The following is a 16,687-nucleotide window of genomic DNA, read 5'->3' as shown; positions in this document are numbered from 1 at the left end:
GGCACCCGGGCGTCAGACGGACAGGTCGCGGCGCAGCTTCGCCACGTGCCCGGTCGCGCGGACGTTGTACTGCGCGACCTCGATCTTCCCGTCCTCGTCGACGAGGAAGGTCGAGCGGATGACGCCGGTGACGGTCTTGCCGTACATCTTCTTCTCGCCGAAGGCACCCCATGCCTGGAGGGTGATCTTCTCGGGATCCGACAGCAGCGGGAAGGTCAGCTGTTCGGCGTCGCGGAACTTCGCGAGCTTGGCAGGCTTGTCGGGCGAGATGCCGATCACCTCGAGGCCCGCCTCGTTCAGCTCGGCGAGACTGTCGCGGAAGTCGCACGCCTGCTTCGTGCATCCCGGGGTGCTCGCGGCGGGGTAGAAGTACACGATGACCTTGCGTCCGCGATAATCCGACAGCGACACCTCGTTGCCGTCGGCATCGGGAAGGGTGAAATCGGGTGCGGGATCACCGGGGGCGAGTCTGCTGTTCTCGGTCATGGAGGCGACAGTAGTGGACCGTGCAGCCATTCCCGGCGCGCGTCCATTACCGTGGTCGCAGCACACTGCAGCGACCTTCTGGAGGACACGTGGCTAGGGACACCGAGGACATCGAGCGGGAGATCGAGAAGGCCCGCAATCAGCTCGCGAGCACACTCGACGAACTGAGCGTCCGCGCCAACCCGAAGAATCTGGTGGCAAGCACGAAGCAGACCATCCTCGCGAAGGTGAACCAGCCGCAGGTGAAGAAGTACGCGGCGATCGCGGCCGGCACGGTCGTCGGATTGCTGGTACTGCGCAGAATCCTGCGCTGATCCCCGGCTGCACACAGGAACACCCACGCCGACCCGGCGTGGGTGTTCCTCGTTCCGGGGCCGAACCGCCGCGAACGACGAAGGCCGGACACCGTTTCCGGTGTCCGGCCTTCGTGTTGTGCGCCATCAGGGACTCGAACCCCGAACCCGCTGATTAAGAGTCAGCTGCTCTGCCAATTGAGCTAATGGCGCGTGGCGATGTGTCTCCCGGTCGTCGCCGGGCGACGCGGAGGACGGTGTCACCGCCAGAACGAAGGCCGGACACTGGGTGTCCGGCCTTCGTGTTGTGCGCCATCAGGGACTCGAACCCCGAACCCGCTGATTAAGAGTCAGCTGCTCTGCCAATTGAGCTAATGGCGCTTGACGATGTATTCCCGGGATGCCGTCCCAGCAACGAGAAGAACATTACACACCGTCGCGCGACGCGCCAAATCGGCTGGTCAGAATGTTTCTGTAAGGTTGTGGAAGTAACGGATCGGACGGTCGGAGCGATTGTCATTCGAACGTTACCGACGTACGGGGGAGTCGCGTCGGGTCGGCCGCAAGAGAAGCTGGCATCATCGTGTTCGGTGTTGTGACGTGCGTTTTCGGTGCCTTGGGGGAGGCGGGATCGGAGTATGGAAGTGACGGAGTCGAGTGCGGGGAACCCCCGGGGTCGTCGGGTACGGGGAATCCTCGGAGTGGTCGTCGTCGGCGTTGTTGCGTTCGTCACGGGATGTGCCGGCGGTTCGGGAACGGGCGCCGAAGAAGTGCCCATCGATTCCAATCCCGTGGCGGCGCTGATCAAGCCGACGGTGTCGTCGAGTGTCGCCGACGGATCGGTCGGCTTCTCGCCGATCGACCCGGTGACGGTCTCGGTGGTCAACGGCAAGCTCGACTCGGTGACCCTGCTCAACCCTGCAGGGGAGCCGGTGCAGGGCGAACTCGCCGACGACGGACTCACCTGGGTGAACACCGCACCGCTCGGCTACAACCGCTCCTACACGCTCGAGGCCGTCGCGTACGGACTCGGCGGCGCGACCACGTCGACGGCGGCCTTCACCACTTCGTCGCCGGCCAATCTCACCCAGCCCTACGTGTTGCCCGGTGAGGGTTCGATCGTGGGTATCGGCCAGCCGATCGCCGTGCAGTTCGACGAGAACATCCCGGATCGGCTCGCGGCCGAGGCGGCCATCACCGTCACCACGAACCCGCCCGTCGAGGGCGCCTTCTACTGGGTCAACAACCGCGAGGTGCGGTGGCGGCCGGAGAACTACTGGGTGCCCGGCACCGCCATCACCGTAGATGTGAACGTCTACGGCAAGGATCTCGGCGACGGCCTCTTCGGTCAGTCCGACGTCCACTCGTCCTTCACCATCGGCGATGCGGTGGTCATCACGGCGGACGACGCGACCAAGCAGGTCACTGTCACGCGCAACGGCGTCGACGTCATCGCGATGCCGACCTCCTTCGGCAAGGACTCCACGCCCACGCCCAACGGCGTCTACATCATCGGCGACCGGTTCGAGTCCATGATCATGGACTCGTCCACCTACGGCGTCCCCTCCGACTCGGCGCAGGGTTACCGCACGCCGGTCGAGTGGGCGACGCGGATGTCCTACAGCGGCATCTTCTTCCACTCCGCCCCGTGGTCGCTCGGCGACCAGGGTGTGCGCAACGTCAGTCACGGCTGCCTGAACCTCAGCCCCGCCAACGCCAAGTGGATCTTCGACAACACCAAGCGCGGCGACATCGTCGTGGTCCGCAACACCGTGGGCGGCACTCTCCCCGGAACGGACGGACTCGGTGACTGGAACATCCCGTGGTCGACATGGAAAGCCGGCAACGCTGCGGCGTGACGGGTGAAGGGGGATCGATGGCCGTTCGGGGGAGATGGTGGAGCGCTGCCTTCTGCGGTGCCGTGCTGCTCGCGGCGCTGTCACCGGCAGGGGCGGCGGCCTCGCCGGTCGCGTCGTCGTCCGCTCCGGCACCGGGTTCGGTGGTCTCGCAGCTGCCGCTGCCCGACGAACTGTCGGTGCCCGGTGCCGCGACGGCCATCAAGCTCGAGTACGCCACCGAGTGGCGGTCGGGGGAGCCGACCGTCGCCACGGGCGCGTTGTTCCTGCCCGGGGGGGATGCCCCCGAGGGTGGCTGGCCCGTCATCGCGTGGGCACACGGCACGACCGGTGTGGGCGACGACTGCGCGCTCACGACCCGCACGCCGCGTTCCGATCTCGAGCGGACCTATCTGCAGCACTGGCTCGATTCCGGGTACGCGGTCGTCTCGGCCGACTTCCCGGGTCTGGGCTCCGAGGGTCTCCACCGTTATCTCGACGGCCCCAGCGCCGCGAACAGCATCGTCGACATCGTCCGGGCCGCCCGCGACGGTGGGGCGCCGCTGTCGGAGCGCTGGATCGTGATGGGGCAGTCGCAGGGAGGACACGCGGCGCTGCACACCGCTGCGATCGCGACCTCCCGCGCTCCCGAACTCGACTTCCGCGGAACGGTCGCGACGGGTGCTCCGGCGAACCTCGAACGGGCCTTCACGATCGGCGTCCCGGGCTTCCCCGATCCTGGACTGTGGGGCCTCGTCAGCTTCAGCGGGTACATCTTCGCTGGGCTGCGCGACGCCTACCCCGAGGCCGACGTCGAGGGCTACCTGACCCCGATCGGCCATGAGGTCGTCGATCGCGCCGAAGAGCTCTGCTACGACGATCTCGAGGAGTCGGTGCGCGACATCCCGGTCGGGGATCTGCTCGCGCGCCCGCTGGCCGAGGGTCCGATGCCGTCGCTGCTGGCCGATTATCTCGCCGCCCCGGTGGACGGCTACGACCGGCCGGTCTTCCTCGCGCACGGCATCCACGACGTGATGGTCCCGTTGCCGCTGTCCGCGGCGCTCGCCGCCGATATGAAGGTCGCAGGGGCGGACGTCGACTACCGCGTCTATATGGCCGGGCACTACACGACGGTGGAGCGCTCCCGGGCCGACGTCGACGCCTTCGTGACGCGCTCGTTCGAATAGACCGGCCTGCGCGTGAGGAACCGCTGTGCGTGAGGATTCTTCCGGGAACGAGAAAACCCCCGATCGGAAATCCGATCGGGGGTTCTCTTCGGGGTGCCTCGCATCCACGTTCCCGACATCTGGACGCTTGACCGAAGCACTGCGGAACAGCTCGCTGACGCAACAACCCGGCTCGCCGCAGCGGTCAAACGTGCAGTCAATCCGGACGGGCTCAATGTCATCCAGTCCAACGGCAGTGCGGCGAGCCAGACCGTCTTCCACCTGCACATTTATCTTGTGCCTCGCTGGGAAGGCGACCCCATCGGACACATCTGGCCGCCCGAAAGCAACTACAGCGAGAAGGAGAAGGACGACGCGTGGGAAGCGCTGAGAGTCGAGTGTCGGAAGGCGAGCAACAGTAGAGCACGTCGAGCGCACCCTCTGAAGAAGATCGGCGGAAGCACCTCGACTTCATCCAGGCAGTCGTCACTCGCATGTCCGCTGCGTCATCAAGCGCGAAGGGGTGGCTGCTGCCAGTTGCGACGGCCACCTATGGGTTCGCGCTGATCCAGCACTCCCGGGCGGTAGCTCTGCTCGGACTCGCCGCGGTCGTGCTCTTCATGTTCCTCGACGCCAACTACTTGCGACAAGAACGCGCCTATCGGCGCCTGTACGACACAGTTGCACGGGGCACGCGGGCCGTCCCGCAGTTCTCACTCGACCCATCCGAAGCTGACGATCCGATACCGGCGTCGGCCGGATGGCGTGAGCGAGTCAACACTGTTGTTGGCCGATGGGTACCGACCTGGAGCGTTTGGTCTTCGTGGTCGATTCTGCCCTTCTACGGCGCGCTCTTGCTGATGGGAGTTGGCATCTTTATCCGCGCAGTCCTCTCCTAGCTGCGGCCCAACCGGGGCCGACCGTGTACCTCGTCGGTAAGTGAAACGCCGAGAGGAACCAACGATGGCCAGCTTGAGTGATGTCGCGAGCGACGAGCGCACCGCGAGGATGGTGCTGTCCATGCTGGTCGAGCCCAATGACCCGGTGACAGGTCGCATCCTGTCCAGGCTGGGAGCAGTCGAGACGCTTTGGCTCGCTGAGCGTGACGGGGCGGTGGTGGGGCTGAGCCCCGTGGACGCGCAGGTCTGGCGCGACCACCTCAGCGTGCCAGACGCGAAGGAGCTCGCCGCACGTATCGACCAGGTGCAGCAATCGGGGGTTCGAGCACTGATCCCAGGCGATAGCGATTATGGCCCGTCTGCCGATGCAGCTGTCCGAACTCAACGGACGCGGTGCGGGACGATAGGCCCCCGACCGGGTCGGCGAGGTGGCGTCGATCGGAGTGCCCTTCTGGGTTGGGCGCGCTGCCGACGACTAAGCGTGGCCGTTCGACGTGCAGGTAGAGATGGCCAGTCGGCTCGGCACCGAAGTCGTCGTCGCGCCATCTGCCGCGCATGTCCCCACCGTCGAGGCGCCTCGGGAGTTCGTCGACAGCTTGCGCCTGCTGAGCATCATGCTCGAGGGAGAAGGTTATGCCCCTGACGTCAGCGTCGCGGCCTCGGCGAGGGCGGCGGCGAGATACGGTGCTGAAGCGCTGTTTCTCGACGCGGCGACCTCTGCTGGCGTTCCGGACGCGACCACTGTGCCGCCGTTGTCACCGGCTCCCGGCCCGAGATCGATGACGTAGTCGGCTGCGCCGACCACTCGCATGTCGAGTTCCACCATCACGACCGTGTTGCCCGCATCGACGAGAGTCTGAAGGTGGGTAACTAGACGGTCTGCGTCGGCACAGTGCAATCCGGAGGTCGGCTCATCGAGCACGTACAGAGTGTCGCCGCGCTGCGCTCGTTGCAGTTCGGTGGCCAGCTTCACACGCTGCGCCTCCCCACCGGAGAGCTCTGTGGCCGGCTGTCCCAAGCGCAGATAACCGAGCCCGACATCGACCAGCGAGGTGAGGGAGCGCATCACGTCGTACTCGCCGGCGAAGAACTCGTGAGCCTCTTCGACGCTCATCGCGAGGATTTCCGCGATGTTGCGCCCTCGCCAGGTGATCTCCAGGGTGCTCGATTGATAGCGGGTGCCATGGCAGTCGGGACACACGGTGTAGACCGAGGGCAGGAAGAGCAGCTCGACCATCACGGAGCCTTCACCCTCACAGGTCGGGCAACGGCCGCCTGCGACATTGAAGGAGAACCGACCGGGCTTGTATCCGCGTGTCCGAGCTTCCAGCGTCGCGGCGAACCGGCGCCGCACATGATCGAAGAGTCCTGTGTAGGTCGCGACGTTGGAGCGGGGCGTGCGGCCGATGGGTTTCTGGTCGATGCTCACCACACGCCGGACGGTCGTGAGATCGCCCTCGACCGACCCTCCGAGTTCATCGGACTCGTCAGTGAGGAGCAGGGCGTCGGCCTCAGCGCTTTCCTCCTCGACGCGAGGGGCGTCTCCTTGCCTGGCGCCGATGAGGGCAGGCAGGACTTGACTGACAAGGCTGGACTTCCCCGACCCTGACACGCCAGTGACAGCCGTGAGCGTTCCGAGCGGTAGCGCCACGGATACGTCCCGCAGGTTGTTGCGGGTGACGTGCTCCAGCTGCAACCAGTCGTGGGCGGCACGGGGCTGGTGCGGTGGAAGGCCGCTGCCCCCGAAGATGTATCCGCGCGTCACCGACTCGTCGACCTCCGCGAGCCCGTCCGTGGGTCCGCTGTAGATCACGCGCCCGCCGTGTTCCCCGGCTCCGGGGCCGATGTCGACCAGCCAGTCCGCGTGCCGCATGACGTCGACGGAATGCTCCACGACGAAGAGGCTGTTGCCGCGCTGCTTCAGCCCGTCGAGGATACCCAGCAGCGCGGTGACGTCGTGCGGATGGAGACCGGCTGACGGTTCGTCGAGGACGTAGACAACACCGAACAGTTCCGACGTGAGCTGCGTGGCGAGTCGAAGTCGTTGTAGCTCCCCTCCGGACAGTGTCGGCGTAGTGCGACCTAGCGAGAGGTAACCGAGTCCGAGATCGATGATGGGGCGCAGGCGGTCCAGCAATTCTGCGCCCAGGCGGGCTGCCGCGGCGCGCTTCTCGACAGACTGATTCGGTGTGCGACGGACATCCGGCGCAGCGGAGTGCGCGGAGCCGCCAGCAGCAACGCGCTGCTCGACGGCTTCACGTCTAGTCGCGACGTCGACCACGGCGCCGGAGGTCTCGCCCTCGCGGTCAGACTCGGCGACGACGGACTCGAGGAGCTCAGCCAATTCACGCAGTGGCAAGGCTGAGAAGTCCGCGATATCGAGTCCTTCGAACGTCACCGTCAGTGCTTCGGGTTTGAGCCGCTTCCCATGGCACACCGGGCAGACCGCCGCGCTCATGAACTGGGCTACGCGGCGCTTCATCGACGCGCTCTTCGTGTTCGCGAAAGTGTCGAGCACGTACCGCCGCGCGCCGACGAAGGTGCCCGAGTAGCTCGGTTCGATTCCTGCTCGGATTGCCCGGCGCGCCTCGGCGAGTGTGAGTCGAGAGTGGACGGGAACGAAGGGGGTCTCGTCGGTATAGAGGATCCAGTCCCGATCCTTCTTCGGCAGATCCTTCCACGGTACGTCGACGTCGTAGCCGAGCGCGACGAGCACGTCCCGCAACTGGTGGCCGTGCCAGGCGGTCGGCCACGATGCGATGGCGTGCTCCCGGATGGTGAGTGAGGGATCGGGCACCATCCGCTCCTCGGTCACCGCGTACACTCTGCCGATGCCGTGGCACTCGGGGCACGCGCCCTGCACGGTGTTCGCGGAGAAGTCCTCGGCGTAGAGCATCGGCTGACCGTCTGGGTATTCACCGGCTCGCGAATAGAGCATCCGAACCACACTCGACAGCGTGGTGATGCTGCCTACAGAGGAGCGCGCGCTGCGCCCTCCGCGCTGCTGCTGCAAGGCGACTGCGGGCGGCATCCCGGTGATGGAGTCGACGTCGGGGACACCCGCCTGGTCGATCAGTCGCCGCGCGTACGGGGCAACTGACTCCAAGTAGCGCCGCTGCGACTCCGCGTACAACGTGCCGAAAGCCAAGGAGGACTTCCCGGATCCGGACACGCCCGTGAACACAACCATCGCGTCACGCGGAACCGTGAGATCGACGTCCTTGAGGTTGTGTTCGCGGGCACCACGCACCCGGACATCGGGCTGGACGTGGGTGGACACTGAGGAAAGGTGATCCATTTCGGAACTGTACCAAGCGGGTCTCGTGGTAAGCAGGTTCATCGACCGTGGGAGGCAAGACGATGCGGCTGTTTACCATCGGGTTCACGAAGAAGAAGGCGCGCGAGTTCTTCGGTCTGCTCTCCGACAGCGGCGCGACGGCTCTTGTTGACATACGGCTCCGGAACCGTTCGCAGCTCGCAGGATTCGCGAAGCGAGACGACCTCGAGTTCTTCCTCAGTGAGATTTGCGACATGCATTATCGGCAGGAGTTGCTCCTCACCCCGACAGAGCAAGCGCTACGTGACTACCAGCACGGGGCTGTGTCGTGGGAGCGATACGCCGCTGAGTACGTGCGCCTCTTGGAAGGTCGCCAGGTCGAAGCGGTGCTCAGTCCTGCTGACTTCAACGCGGAACTTGTCAAGGTGATTGAGTCCAACGGGTGTTACGCGGCCGCCTGATCTGCCGCAGGTTCGGTGCCGTCGATGACGGCGGGCTGGTTGATCCACGCCTCGGTGGGCAGGTCCAGGATCTTCGGCCCTCGGTCCGTGGCTCCGAATCGTTCGGGATGGGCGCGACGAGCCTCAGCGAGGACGATGGAGCGCTCCGCGGCCTTCTGGGCAGCGAGCCCGAAGTGAACGTCTGCGGGGGTGTGCAGACCGATTCCGCTGTGCCGGTGATCGTGGTTGTTCCCCCGCAAGCGGGAGGTGCCCCCACAGGTGACGAACGTTTCCATGAACTGTCGGGCGTGGTGGATCGACCCGAAGCGTTCCGGGAACGCCGGCCCGTACTCGAGGGTCTTGAACAGCGATTCGGAGTACGGGTTGTCGTTGGAGACCTTCGGGCGCGAGTGTGAGCGGGTCACCTCGAGATCGGCGAGCAGGGCAGCGACGGGTTTGCTGGTCATCGACGTCCCCCGGTCCGCATGCACGACGTTCGGGATACCGTGCACGGCAAAGATTTCGGTCATGAATTCCACCGCGAGCAAACCGGATTCGCGGGTCTGGACGTGTACTCCGACGATGTAGCGGGAGTAGATGTCGACCATCGCGTAGGCGTCGAAGTAGACGCCCTTGGTCGGGCCGGGCAACTTGGTGATGTCCCAGGTGTAGACCTGCCGCGGCGCGTCGGCCACCAACTCCGGACACGCCTTGGCGGGATGCCGGGCCTGCCGCCGGCGGTCGCTGACCTGCGTGTTCTCCCGCAGGACCCGGTACATCGTCGACACCGAACACAGGTAGGTGCCCTCGTCGAAGAGTTGCGCGTAGACCTCGAGCGGGGCCTGGTCGACGAACCGGTCGCAGTCGAGCGTGCTGAGCACAGCGGCGCGTTCTTCGGTGGTGAGCTTGTTCGCCGGCACCCGCCGCGGGGGCGCCGTATCCCGCGCCGGGCCGCGGCCCGGGTCTTGTCACGGGCGGCCGTCGACCGCACAACCGACGTCAATGTTGTTGCGGCCCTGGTGCTGACACCGGCTGCGGTGAGAGTGTGGTGGGCGGCCATCAACGCTTCTTGCGCGGCTCGTCGGTGTCCGCGCTCTCTTCAGATCTGTTCCAAGAGCGCGTGCGCTTTTCCCATGATCTCGAGGGCCACCTCGGTCGTCGCGAGACGCTTGTTGGTGCGGTCGAGTTCACGCCGCAGGCGGGCGATCTCGGCCTGCTCGGCGGTCAGCTTCCCGACCTTCGCGTCGGCCGGCTTGTCGTCGAGGACACCGGCGTCGCGTTGCTTGCGCCACTCACTGATCAGGGACGAGTACAAACCCTCCCGGCGCAAGTAGGCGCCGCCCTCGCTTCGCTCGCAGGCCTGCTCGTACGCGGCCAGATACGCGAGCTTGTCCGCCGGTGAAAAAGCGCGGCGTCGGCGCGGGCCATCCGATCGGGGATGCGAAGAGTCCATGCGGGCATTGTCCCCGGCCACGGCCAGGCTGGAAATCGTCATCGAGGAGTTGATCCGTATCTCGCCCTGCAGGCGGGGTTGCTGTGAAGCGCTGGACTCAACTCACCCTGACACGCAGGGGTTCCGTAGCACTCCTGGTGCGGCGGACGTAGCCTTCACCGAGCGAGATGGCGTGTGCGGCGGCATCCGCATCGTGAACACAAGTATGGCTGCCATCGTCGACGTGACGAGTTTGACCGCCAGCAGCCAAGGCAACATGGCGGGGTCCCAGGCCAGCAGCACGGCACCGAGGAGCGCGCCAGCACCTAGCCAGCCGAACGCACCATCTCAACGCGAGCGAACTGCGCATCGTGAGACCCGTCGCTGGGACGCAATGCTGTCAGGAAGGCGTATAGCGATCCGTAGTGCAGCTGCATCCCGGCGGCGCAGATCGCGCTCCCGGCAATCGCCCCGGGCCAACCGGGTACGAGTAGGTAGACGAGCATCGCGATGGCTCGGAGCAACTGTCCGGTGCCGATCACCCTGCGAGGGCCAACTCGGTCGACCAGCGTCCCGGCGAGCACGGGGAACAGCAGTCCGACGCCTGCCCCGATGCCCAATGCGAGGCCCGCGTCCGCAACCGAGAATCCGCGAACTTGGATGAGGAAGAGTGCCGCAACGGGGAGGTACATTCCCGCGCCAGCGCTGTCGAGGGCGACGAGCGCCCTGCCATCGGGTGTTCTTGTTCGCTCGGGCAGGCGTACCGACGCGCCCCGCGACGCCTGACGACTCAGGAGCGCACTTCCTGGGTTCGTGTGCCTCGGCGGCTGGCTTCGAGGGCTGAGGTGAGCGTTCGAGCGTCGTAGCTACCCAGCAACCGTCGGCCGTCTACGAAGAACGTCGGGGTGGCGTGCGCCCCGCTTGCATCGGCGCTTTCGAGATCCCGCTCCACACGGGCACGTACGGCGGCACTATCGAGGTCAGCCGTGAACTGGGCGACATCCAGGCCCAGCTCTTCGGCGTAGCGGATCAGATCTTCGCGCTCGAGCGCATCTTGCCGCGTGAAGACGAAGTCCAGCCACGGCCAGAACATCCCCTGATTCGATGCCGCCTCCGACGCTCGTGCGGCTATGGGGCCGTGAGGGTGATGTGGCAGATGGCGAACGACATACCGGAGATCGTCCCCGAACCGGCTGCGAAGGTCCTCCCAGGAACCCGTTGCGTGCGCGCAATAGGGGCATTCGAAGTCGATGTACTCGACGAGCGTGAGCTGGGCGTCCTCTGGTCCGCGGATGTGGTCGACTTCAGGATCAACGGGTGGTGTGAGCACCATCGGCAGATCTGCCGTCTCCTCTCCCCAGCGTTTCGCAGCAATCCGGAAAATCAGCCAACCAAGCGCGGTAGCGAGCATCATCGCGACCAACACGCCGACGGTCGCTTGCCGACCCAGGTCGGGCGTCGAGCCGAACGCGAGGCCGATCACCAGGAGCGACACGGTGAACCCGATCCCCGAAAGCGCCGCGCCGCCAAACACGCTGCCCATCCCGACACCCTCGGGTAGCCGACCGGCTCCAAGCTTCACAGCGACGAAGGTGGCGAGACCGATGCCGAGAAGTTTGCCGAGCACGAGACCCACGATGACTCCCCACGTCACGGAGGACTGGAAGGAATCGACGAGCACGCCGCCGCGCAGGTCGACGCCAGCGTTCGCGAGCGCGAAGATCGGGACGATGACGAGCGCGGTCGGCATGCGCAAGACCTCGTGCATGCGTTCATTTACCGAGATACCTCGCGCCAAGCCTCGATCGACTGCGCGGGCCGATGCCGCGCTCGGCGACTGCCAGAAGTCGCGGAACAGCTGACGAGCCGCGACCACCTTGTGCCGACGCGTCGGGTAGGCGGGGATAAGGAGTCCTGCGACCATGCCCGCGAGGGAGGCGTGGACTCCGGAATCAACGGTCGCGAACCAGAGCACAATGACAATCAGCACGTACGGTGTGGCGCTCCATTGCCGCGAACGACCCAGAAGCCACAACCCGGCGAGGCAGGCAACTGCGATCAGCAGCGGAACGAGCCGGATCTCGTCGCTGTAGAAAATGCCGATGATGGAGACGGCGAGGAAGTCATCGACGACGGTGAGGGTGAGTAGGAACACCCGCAACTGGCCGGAGAGTTTCGGGCCGACGAGCGCGAGGGCACCCAACAGGAACGCGGTGTCGGTACCGACCACCGCGCCCCATCCACCGAGCCCGTCGCCGCCCGCGGCGGCCACGATCAGGATGTAGAAAACTGCGGGCAGTGCAACGCCAGCGACGCCAGCGATCAACGCGAGACGCGCGCGGCTGGCGTCTCGGAGCGACCCATGCGCGAATTCCTGTCGCACCTCGAGGCCAACGACGAAGAAGAAGACCACCATGAGGCCGTCGTTGATCCAGTGGTGCAGGTTCATGTGCAGTCCGAACCCGCCGACATCGAACCCGATCTCGACATCCCACAGCCCGAAATAGGCCTCGGAGAGTGGCGAGTTCGCCCAGAGCAAGGCGACCGCTGCGACGACGACCAAGAGCACAGCCGAACCCGACTCCGTGCGAATCGTTCGCCAACTAGTGTGCCGTTCCATCTGCCCACTCGTCATGCGGGAAGTATATCGGGACCCAAGGGCAGCGCCCGGCGGCGAGACTTGTCGACCGTGCAGCGCGCAAGGCGGAATGGAGACGAAGCGGGTTATGGGGCTCATCGCATTTGAGGGTGTAGCAGTGGTCTGAATCCTCCGGTTTCGAGGAGCGATCGGGCGATGTAGTTGGTGAGGTTGCGGAAGCCGAGGGCGGAGCCGCGGAGGTGCTCGAGGCGGCCGTTGATCGCCTCGGTCGGGCTGTTCGAAGTGCCGGGCCGGTCGAAGTAGGCGAGCACGTCGGTGGCTCGTCGTTTCAGTGTCCGCCCGAGTTTGTCGATCTCCTTGAGCGCTAGCCAACTCGCTGCTTGCGAATGCCGAGACCCGGATCGTGTACCGGCAGGAGTCCGACCAGCTCGGGCCGACCGCGACCGCGCTCGGCCTAACCGGTACTGAGCAGCAACTCTTGCCGAACCTCGGCGTCGGCCAAGGCCTGTGGCGGATCAAGGCCAGGAGCTTCGTCTGCCAGCACCAACTCCACCCGGCGGAGCTCGCCCTGTTCGACACCAGCAGCCGCGCAGCAGGAGGCCACCGATGAACCTCACCAGCCCACGCCGATCCACCCCAACCGACGAAGATGCCACGGCTCCCGTCGAGCTGCCGCACGTCCTCGTCACCGTCGCCGAAGACGGCACGCTCACCGCGACGGTCGATGGAACACCGTTCCCGTCACCGGACGTGAGCGCGTGGACGCGGGCGACGTTCGGGTCGCTCATGGATGCCATCACCCAGGACCGCACGATCGCGGCTCGGGTCGAGGTGCGCGAGAGCGACGGCAGCGTCTTCACCGACATCCTCCGCACCCGGAAGCCACGACGGGCAGTGGCCTCGTCCGAGACCCCTGTGCCGGAGACTCGTCGGAGTCGCCACGCTCGACGGGTGCCGCGCTTGGCTGAGGTCACCGCCGATGGGTTCGTGCCCGGAGAGGATGTCGCCGTCGCGGCGATCGTCTCCCACACCGACGCCACCGGAACCGGCGAAGCCCGCGCAATCATCGACCTCGACGTCCTGTCCGACGCAAGCACACACGAGGTGATCCTGCTGGGGCGTATCTCGGGCACGCGCGCGGTGCGGCGGCTGCCATGAACCAGCGGCAAGCCAGTGGCATGGGCGACGAACTCACCAACGCCGCCCTCATTGGCTTGATCGGCATGTTCGGGATCGCTCTTGTTCTCCGCGCCGCCGGTAGCGTCGCCGCGTTCCTCACCGGCACACCGCAGCCCGAAGCCGGCGACCGCGCTCGGTGCCGACGGGCTCAACCCGGTCGTTTACTGGCTTGTCAGCGCGGCGCTTCTGGGTGGGCTCGCCGCAGGGATCGTCTGGGTGTGGATCGTTCTGCGTCGGTACACGCGGAAGACAGAGACCGACCCGCGCCGACTCGCGGGGATCGCGACCAGCCACGAGGCCAAAGGCCGCAGCATCCGCGAAGGCACTGCTTAACCGCGCGGCCACCCTGCGACCCTCCGTGGAGTCACCAGCCCCGCAGGATGTCGGGTACCTCCTGGGTGCCAGCCGTAGCACGAAGGTCTGGGCATCGGTCGAAGACTCGATCCTGCTGATCGGCCCACCCCGCTCAGGCAAGGGCCTGCACGTCGTCATCAACGCGATCCTCGACGCACCCGGCGCGGTCGTCACGACCAGCACGAGGCCCGACAACCTCACCGCGACCCTTCGCGCCCGACGCCGCAAGGGCGGACCGGTCGCGGTATTCGACCCGCAGCACCTCGCCGAGGGCATCCCCGCAGGGCTGCGCTGGTCACCCATTCGCGGCTGCGACGATCCGCTGACCGCGATGATCCGCGCCAACGGCCTCGCCGCCGCCACCGGACTGTCCGCCGGAGGCGTTGAATCCGGCGGGTTCTGGGAGGGCAAGACCCGCACTGCACTCCAGAGTCTGCTGCACGCTGCCGCGCTCGACGCCCGCCCGCCGGCAGAGCTGTTCAGATGGACACTCGACCCCAGCGCCGCGTCCGAGGCCGTCGCCATCCTCAACTCCCACCCGGACGCCGCAATGGGCTGGGCCGACTCCCTTGGCGCGATGATCGACGCCGACCCCCAAGACCCGCGACAGCATCTGGCAAGGCGTCTCCCTCGCACTCGCCGCACTCGCCGACCCCTGCGTGCTCGATGCCGTCACACCAGGCCCGCACGAGCACTTCGACCCCGAGACCTTCCTCACCGAACAAGGCACCCTCTACCTGCTCGCCACCGGAGCCGGAACAGGAGCCTCCGCATCTCTGGTCGTGGCGTTCGTCGAAGACCTCATCGAAACCGCCCGCCGACTCGCCGCACGCTCACCCGGAGCCCGGCTCGACCCGCCGCTGCTTCTCGCGCTCGACGAGATCGGTAACCTCGCACCGCTACCGTCCCTGCCGACACTCATGGCCGAAGGTGGCGGCACTGGGATCACGACGATGCCGGTCTTGCAGTCCCTCGCACAGGCTCGTGACCGGTGGAGTGAGCATCAGGCCGGCGCGATCTGGGACGCCAGCATTGTTAAGATCATCCTTGGCGGCGCATCGAACAGCCGCGACCTCCAAGACCTCTCCACCCTCATCGGCGAGCGAGACGAGTACACCGACAGCGTGACCCTCGGCGACCACGGCACCCGCTCGAACCAACGCTCGATCCGCCGCGTCCCGATCCTGCCTCCAGACCGCATCCGCACCCTGCCATTCGGCACCGGTATCACGATGCTGCGCTCCGCGCCGCCCATCGTCACCGATCTGCGCGCCTGGCCGACCCGGGCCGATGCCGCGCAACTCGGCAGGGACCGCGACGAACTCGAAGCACTGCTGCGTCGCCGTCCCGCCTCCTGAGCGCGGACCTGGGCGCGGAAGCGCACCTGCCTGACACAGCGGCCACGCACGACTGGTCGCCCGAGTCCAGGAGGACGCCATCATGGCCATTCGCACCCACCAGTCCATTTCCGGTTTCGTCGCCTCGGACCCGCAGCTCAGTTACACCGAGCGCGGTGACGCGCGTCTGTACATGAAGGTCGGGATCGAGCACTACCGCAAGGAGCCCGATAACACCTTCACGCAGTTCGAGACGACCTTCCACGATCTCATCGCGTATCGCGGTGCTGCTGAGCAGGGAGCCGAGCGGCTCGCCAAGGGCGACAACATCATCGCCGACGGACGGGTGCGCGACTACTCCTACGAGCGAGGCGGCCAGCGGTACGAAGGCGAGGAGTTCATCGCAACGCGCATCGGTCACGACCTGGCCCGAACCCGCTACGAGGTGGACCGCAGCGAACGCACTTCCGGCCGGGACGCAACGGCTTTCGCCGCTCCGCAGCAGGCTGCGCCGTCCAACGCGACCGCCATCGGAATGTGAGCGACTTCGCCATGACCGATCAGTTCTTCCCAGAGCACGACGACACGCCGCCCGAGGCAGGCCCGGCATCACCTCGATTCGACGTGCCCGAGCCGCCGCACCCGGTCAACTGGAACCTGCTGACCGCCAACGATCTCGAAGCCGAGTTGCTCGAACTGAACCGCTGGGTGGACTGGCTCCGCCACACCTACGGACTTCCCGCAAGCGTCGTACCGCCGTACGGGCACCGCCACCCCGAACTCCTCTGGGAGCTGTCGGCGCTACACCTGCACTGGCTGTGCGCGTACGACCCGGAGCAGAACGGGTCCGCACCGCTCGGCTGGCACCGCGACTTCGCCGATAGCCGCGCCCGCCTTCGCGACTGGGTGGCGGCGTGCGGCACTCGGCTCGAAAGGGACCGCCCGACTCGCCAGACGAGCTGGCCCGGTGAAGACCCCGCGCAACCCATCGAGGACTCGCCGATCACGGATCGCGATGAGGACTTCGTTCGGTTCGTGATCGACATGGTGGACGCGCGCCAGGAGGCAGAGGATGCCTTCTTCGCGGGCGTCGACCCGGAGACCGGCGAGGTGTGAGTCGTGGCGCGCCGCTATGAACGGAAGACCGGGCAGCGTCAGCAGAGCGAGCGCGAGCTGACAATCCGCGCCGAGTTCCACGAACCGCCCGACCTGGACAAGCTCTGCGAGCTGCTGATCCGCCTGGCACTCCAGCAATCGGGCTCGTGCCGCTCGGGAGATGCGACGCGACCGAAGCGCCCTCGTGCCGCGACGAGCGCGTCGTCGTAGAATGTAGGCATCCGTCGCGGATGGCGGATGTTGTGGTCCTAGCGCTTCACCTCGGCGGGGCAAA

The 16,687-nt window shown here is 66.4% G+C and carries 13 protein-coding genes, 2 tRNA genes and 4 pseudogenes; 11 read left to right on the top strand and 8 right to left on the bottom strand.

All coding sequences use genetic code 11. The features are described from left to right. Positions 1 to 12 precede the first annotated feature (12 nt). Positions 13 to 486 (bottom strand): thioredoxin-dependent thiol peroxidase, encoded by a 474-nt coding sequence (gene bcp, locus BLV31_RS17390; RefSeq protein WP_006554761.1) that lies wholly within the window; start codon positions 484 to 486, stop codon positions 13 to 15. 89 nt (positions 487 to 575) lie between these two features. On the opposite strand from bcp, the gene BLV31_RS17385 reads away from it, so the two are divergent. Next, a complete protein-coding gene (locus tag BLV31_RS17385) occupies positions 576 to 800 on the top strand; it encodes a DUF3618 domain-containing protein (RefSeq protein ID WP_006554762.1) in 225 nt (74 codons plus the stop codon). 119 nt (positions 801 to 919) lie between these two features. Here BLV31_RS17385 and BLV31_RS17380 read toward each other — a convergent pair. Next, a tRNA-Lys gene (locus tag BLV31_RS17380) sits at positions 920 to 992 on the bottom strand. Between the two features lie 95 nt (positions 993 to 1,087). Further along, positions 1,088 to 1,160: transfer RNA gene (locus BLV31_RS17375), tRNA-Lys, on the bottom strand. A 257-nt stretch (positions 1,161 to 1,417) separates the two neighbouring features. On the opposite strand from BLV31_RS17375, the gene BLV31_RS17370 reads away from it, so the two are divergent. From BLV31_RS17370 to BLV31_RS25930, 3 genes are all read left to right on the top strand, one after another. Continuing rightward, positions 1,418 to 2,638, top strand: a complete 1,221-nt coding sequence (locus BLV31_RS17370) for a L,D-transpeptidase (protein ID WP_211269804.1) — start codon at positions 1,418 to 1,420, stop codon at positions 2,636 to 2,638. Positions 2,639 to 2,655: 17 nt separating this feature from the next. After that, positions 2,656 to 3,801 (top strand): lipase family protein, encoded by a 1,146-nt coding sequence (locus tag BLV31_RS17365; protein ID WP_064060715.1) that lies wholly within the window; start codon positions 2,656 to 2,658, stop codon positions 3,799 to 3,801. 93 nt (positions 3,802 to 3,894) lie between these two features. Further along, on the top strand, positions 3,895 to 4,347 hold the full coding sequence (locus tag BLV31_RS25930) for an HIT family protein (protein WP_072740505.1): 453 nt from the start codon (positions 3,895 to 3,897) through the stop codon (positions 4,345 to 4,347). A gap of 963 nt (positions 4,348 to 5,310) precedes the next feature. Here BLV31_RS25930 and BLV31_RS17350 read toward each other — a convergent pair. Beyond that, on the bottom strand, positions 5,311 to 7,977 hold the full coding sequence (locus tag BLV31_RS17350; protein ID WP_064060690.1) for an excinuclease ABC subunit UvrA: 2,667 nt from the start codon (positions 7,975 to 7,977) through the stop codon (positions 5,311 to 5,313). 47 nt (positions 7,978 to 8,024) lie between these two features. Here BLV31_RS17350 and BLV31_RS17345 point away from each other — a divergent pair, with 47 nt between their 5' ends. Continuing rightward, positions 8,025 to 8,417, top strand: coding sequence for a DUF488 domain-containing protein (locus BLV31_RS17345; RefSeq protein ID WP_248846213.1), 393 nt, complete (start codon positions 8,025 to 8,027; stop codon positions 8,415 to 8,417). Here BLV31_RS17345 and BLV31_RS17340 read toward each other — a convergent pair. The 4 genes and pseudogenes from BLV31_RS17340 to BLV31_RS17320 all read right to left on the bottom strand — a co-directional run. Beyond that, positions 8,402 to 9,849, bottom strand: a pseudogene (locus tag BLV31_RS17340) (DDE-type integrase/transposase/recombinase). The gene BLV31_RS17345 and the pseudogene BLV31_RS17340 overlap by 16 nt on opposite strands. 305 nt (positions 9,850 to 10,154) lie before the next feature. Continuing rightward, entirely contained in the window at positions 10,155 to 10,586 is a 432-nt protein-coding gene (locus tag BLV31_RS25925; protein WP_367889069.1) for an MFS transporter, read from the bottom strand. Between the two features lie 32 nt (positions 10,587 to 10,618). Next, on the bottom strand, positions 10,619 to 12,448 hold the full coding sequence (gene nhaA, locus BLV31_RS17325) for a Na+/H+ antiporter NhaA (RefSeq protein WP_064060692.1): 1,830 nt from the start codon (positions 12,446 to 12,448) through the stop codon (positions 10,619 to 10,621). Between the two features lie 113 nt (positions 12,449 to 12,561). Further along, a pseudogene (locus tag BLV31_RS17320) lies at positions 12,562 to 12,789 on the bottom strand (transposase); the annotation flags it as partial. Between the two features lie 244 nt (positions 12,790 to 13,033). Between BLV31_RS17320 and BLV31_RS17310 the strand changes: the two are divergent. From BLV31_RS17310 to BLV31_RS17290, 6 genes and pseudogenes are all read left to right on the top strand, one after another. Beyond that, on the top strand, positions 13,034 to 13,585 hold the full coding sequence (locus BLV31_RS17310; RefSeq protein WP_006554365.1) for a hypothetical protein: 552 nt from the start codon (positions 13,034 to 13,036) through the stop codon (positions 13,583 to 13,585). 157 nt (positions 13,586 to 13,742) lie between these two features. After that, positions 13,743 to 14,219 (top strand): annotated as a pseudogene (locus tag BLV31_RS25920) (type IV secretory system conjugative DNA transfer family protein); the annotation flags it as partial. A 343-nt stretch (positions 14,220 to 14,562) separates the two neighbouring features. After that, positions 14,563 to 15,318 (top strand): annotated as a pseudogene (locus BLV31_RS25535) (type IV secretory system conjugative DNA transfer family protein); the annotation flags it as partial. An 82-nt stretch (positions 15,319 to 15,400) separates the two neighbouring features. After that, complete coding sequence (locus tag BLV31_RS17300) at positions 15,401 to 15,838, top strand: single-stranded DNA-binding protein (protein WP_006554366.1); 438 nt, start codon at positions 15,401 to 15,403, stop codon at positions 15,836 to 15,838. After that, positions 15,835 to 16,413: a hypothetical protein gene (locus BLV31_RS17295; RefSeq protein WP_006554367.1), complete on the top strand. Its 579-nt coding sequence runs from the start codon at positions 15,835 to 15,837 to the stop codon at positions 16,411 to 16,413. The genes BLV31_RS17300 and BLV31_RS17295 overlap by 4 nt, the downstream gene beginning before the upstream one ends. 3 nt (positions 16,414 to 16,416) lie before the next feature. Beyond that, complete coding sequence (locus BLV31_RS17290; protein ID WP_006554368.1) at positions 16,417 to 16,623, top strand: hypothetical protein; 207 nt, start codon at positions 16,417 to 16,419, stop codon at positions 16,621 to 16,623. The last annotated feature ends 64 nt before the right edge of the window (positions 16,624 to 16,687 follow it).

The sequence above is a fragment of the Rhodococcus pyridinivorans genome, from assembly GCF_900105195.1.
In the GTDB taxonomy this organism is placed as follows: Bacteria; Actinomycetota; Actinomycetes; order Mycobacteriales; family Mycobacteriaceae; genus Rhodococcus; species Rhodococcus pyridinivorans.
This window is presented reverse-complemented; position numbering and strand designations above follow the sequence as displayed.

What these genes read in the sequence shown, in the direction of transcription:
- bcp (WP_006554761.1), bottom strand. Translation starts at nt 486, where the DNA reads ATGACCGAGAACAGCAGACTCGCCCCCGGTGATCCCGCACCCGATTTC.
- BLV31_RS17370 (WP_211269804.1), top strand. Translation starts at nt 1,418, where the DNA reads ATGGAAGTGACGGAGTCGAGTGCGGGGAACCCCCGGGGTCGTCGGGTA.
- BLV31_RS17365 (WP_064060715.1), top strand. Translation starts at nt 2,656, where the DNA reads ATGGCCGTTCGGGGGAGATGGTGGAGCGCTGCCTTCTGCGGTGCCGTG.
- BLV31_RS17350 (WP_064060690.1), bottom strand. Translation starts at nt 7,977, where the DNA reads ATGGATCACCTTTCCTCAGTGTCCACCCACGTCCAGCCCGATGTCCGG.
- nhaA (WP_064060692.1), bottom strand. Translation starts at nt 12,448, where the DNA reads ATGGAACGGCACACTAGTTGGCGAACGATTCGCACGGAGTCGGGTTCG.
- BLV31_RS17310 (WP_006554365.1), top strand. Translation starts at nt 13,034, where the DNA reads ATGAACCTCACCAGCCCACGCCGATCCACCCCAACCGACGAAGATGCC.
- BLV31_RS17300 (WP_006554366.1), top strand. Translation starts at nt 15,401, where the DNA reads ATGGCCATTCGCACCCACCAGTCCATTTCCGGTTTCGTCGCCTCGGAC.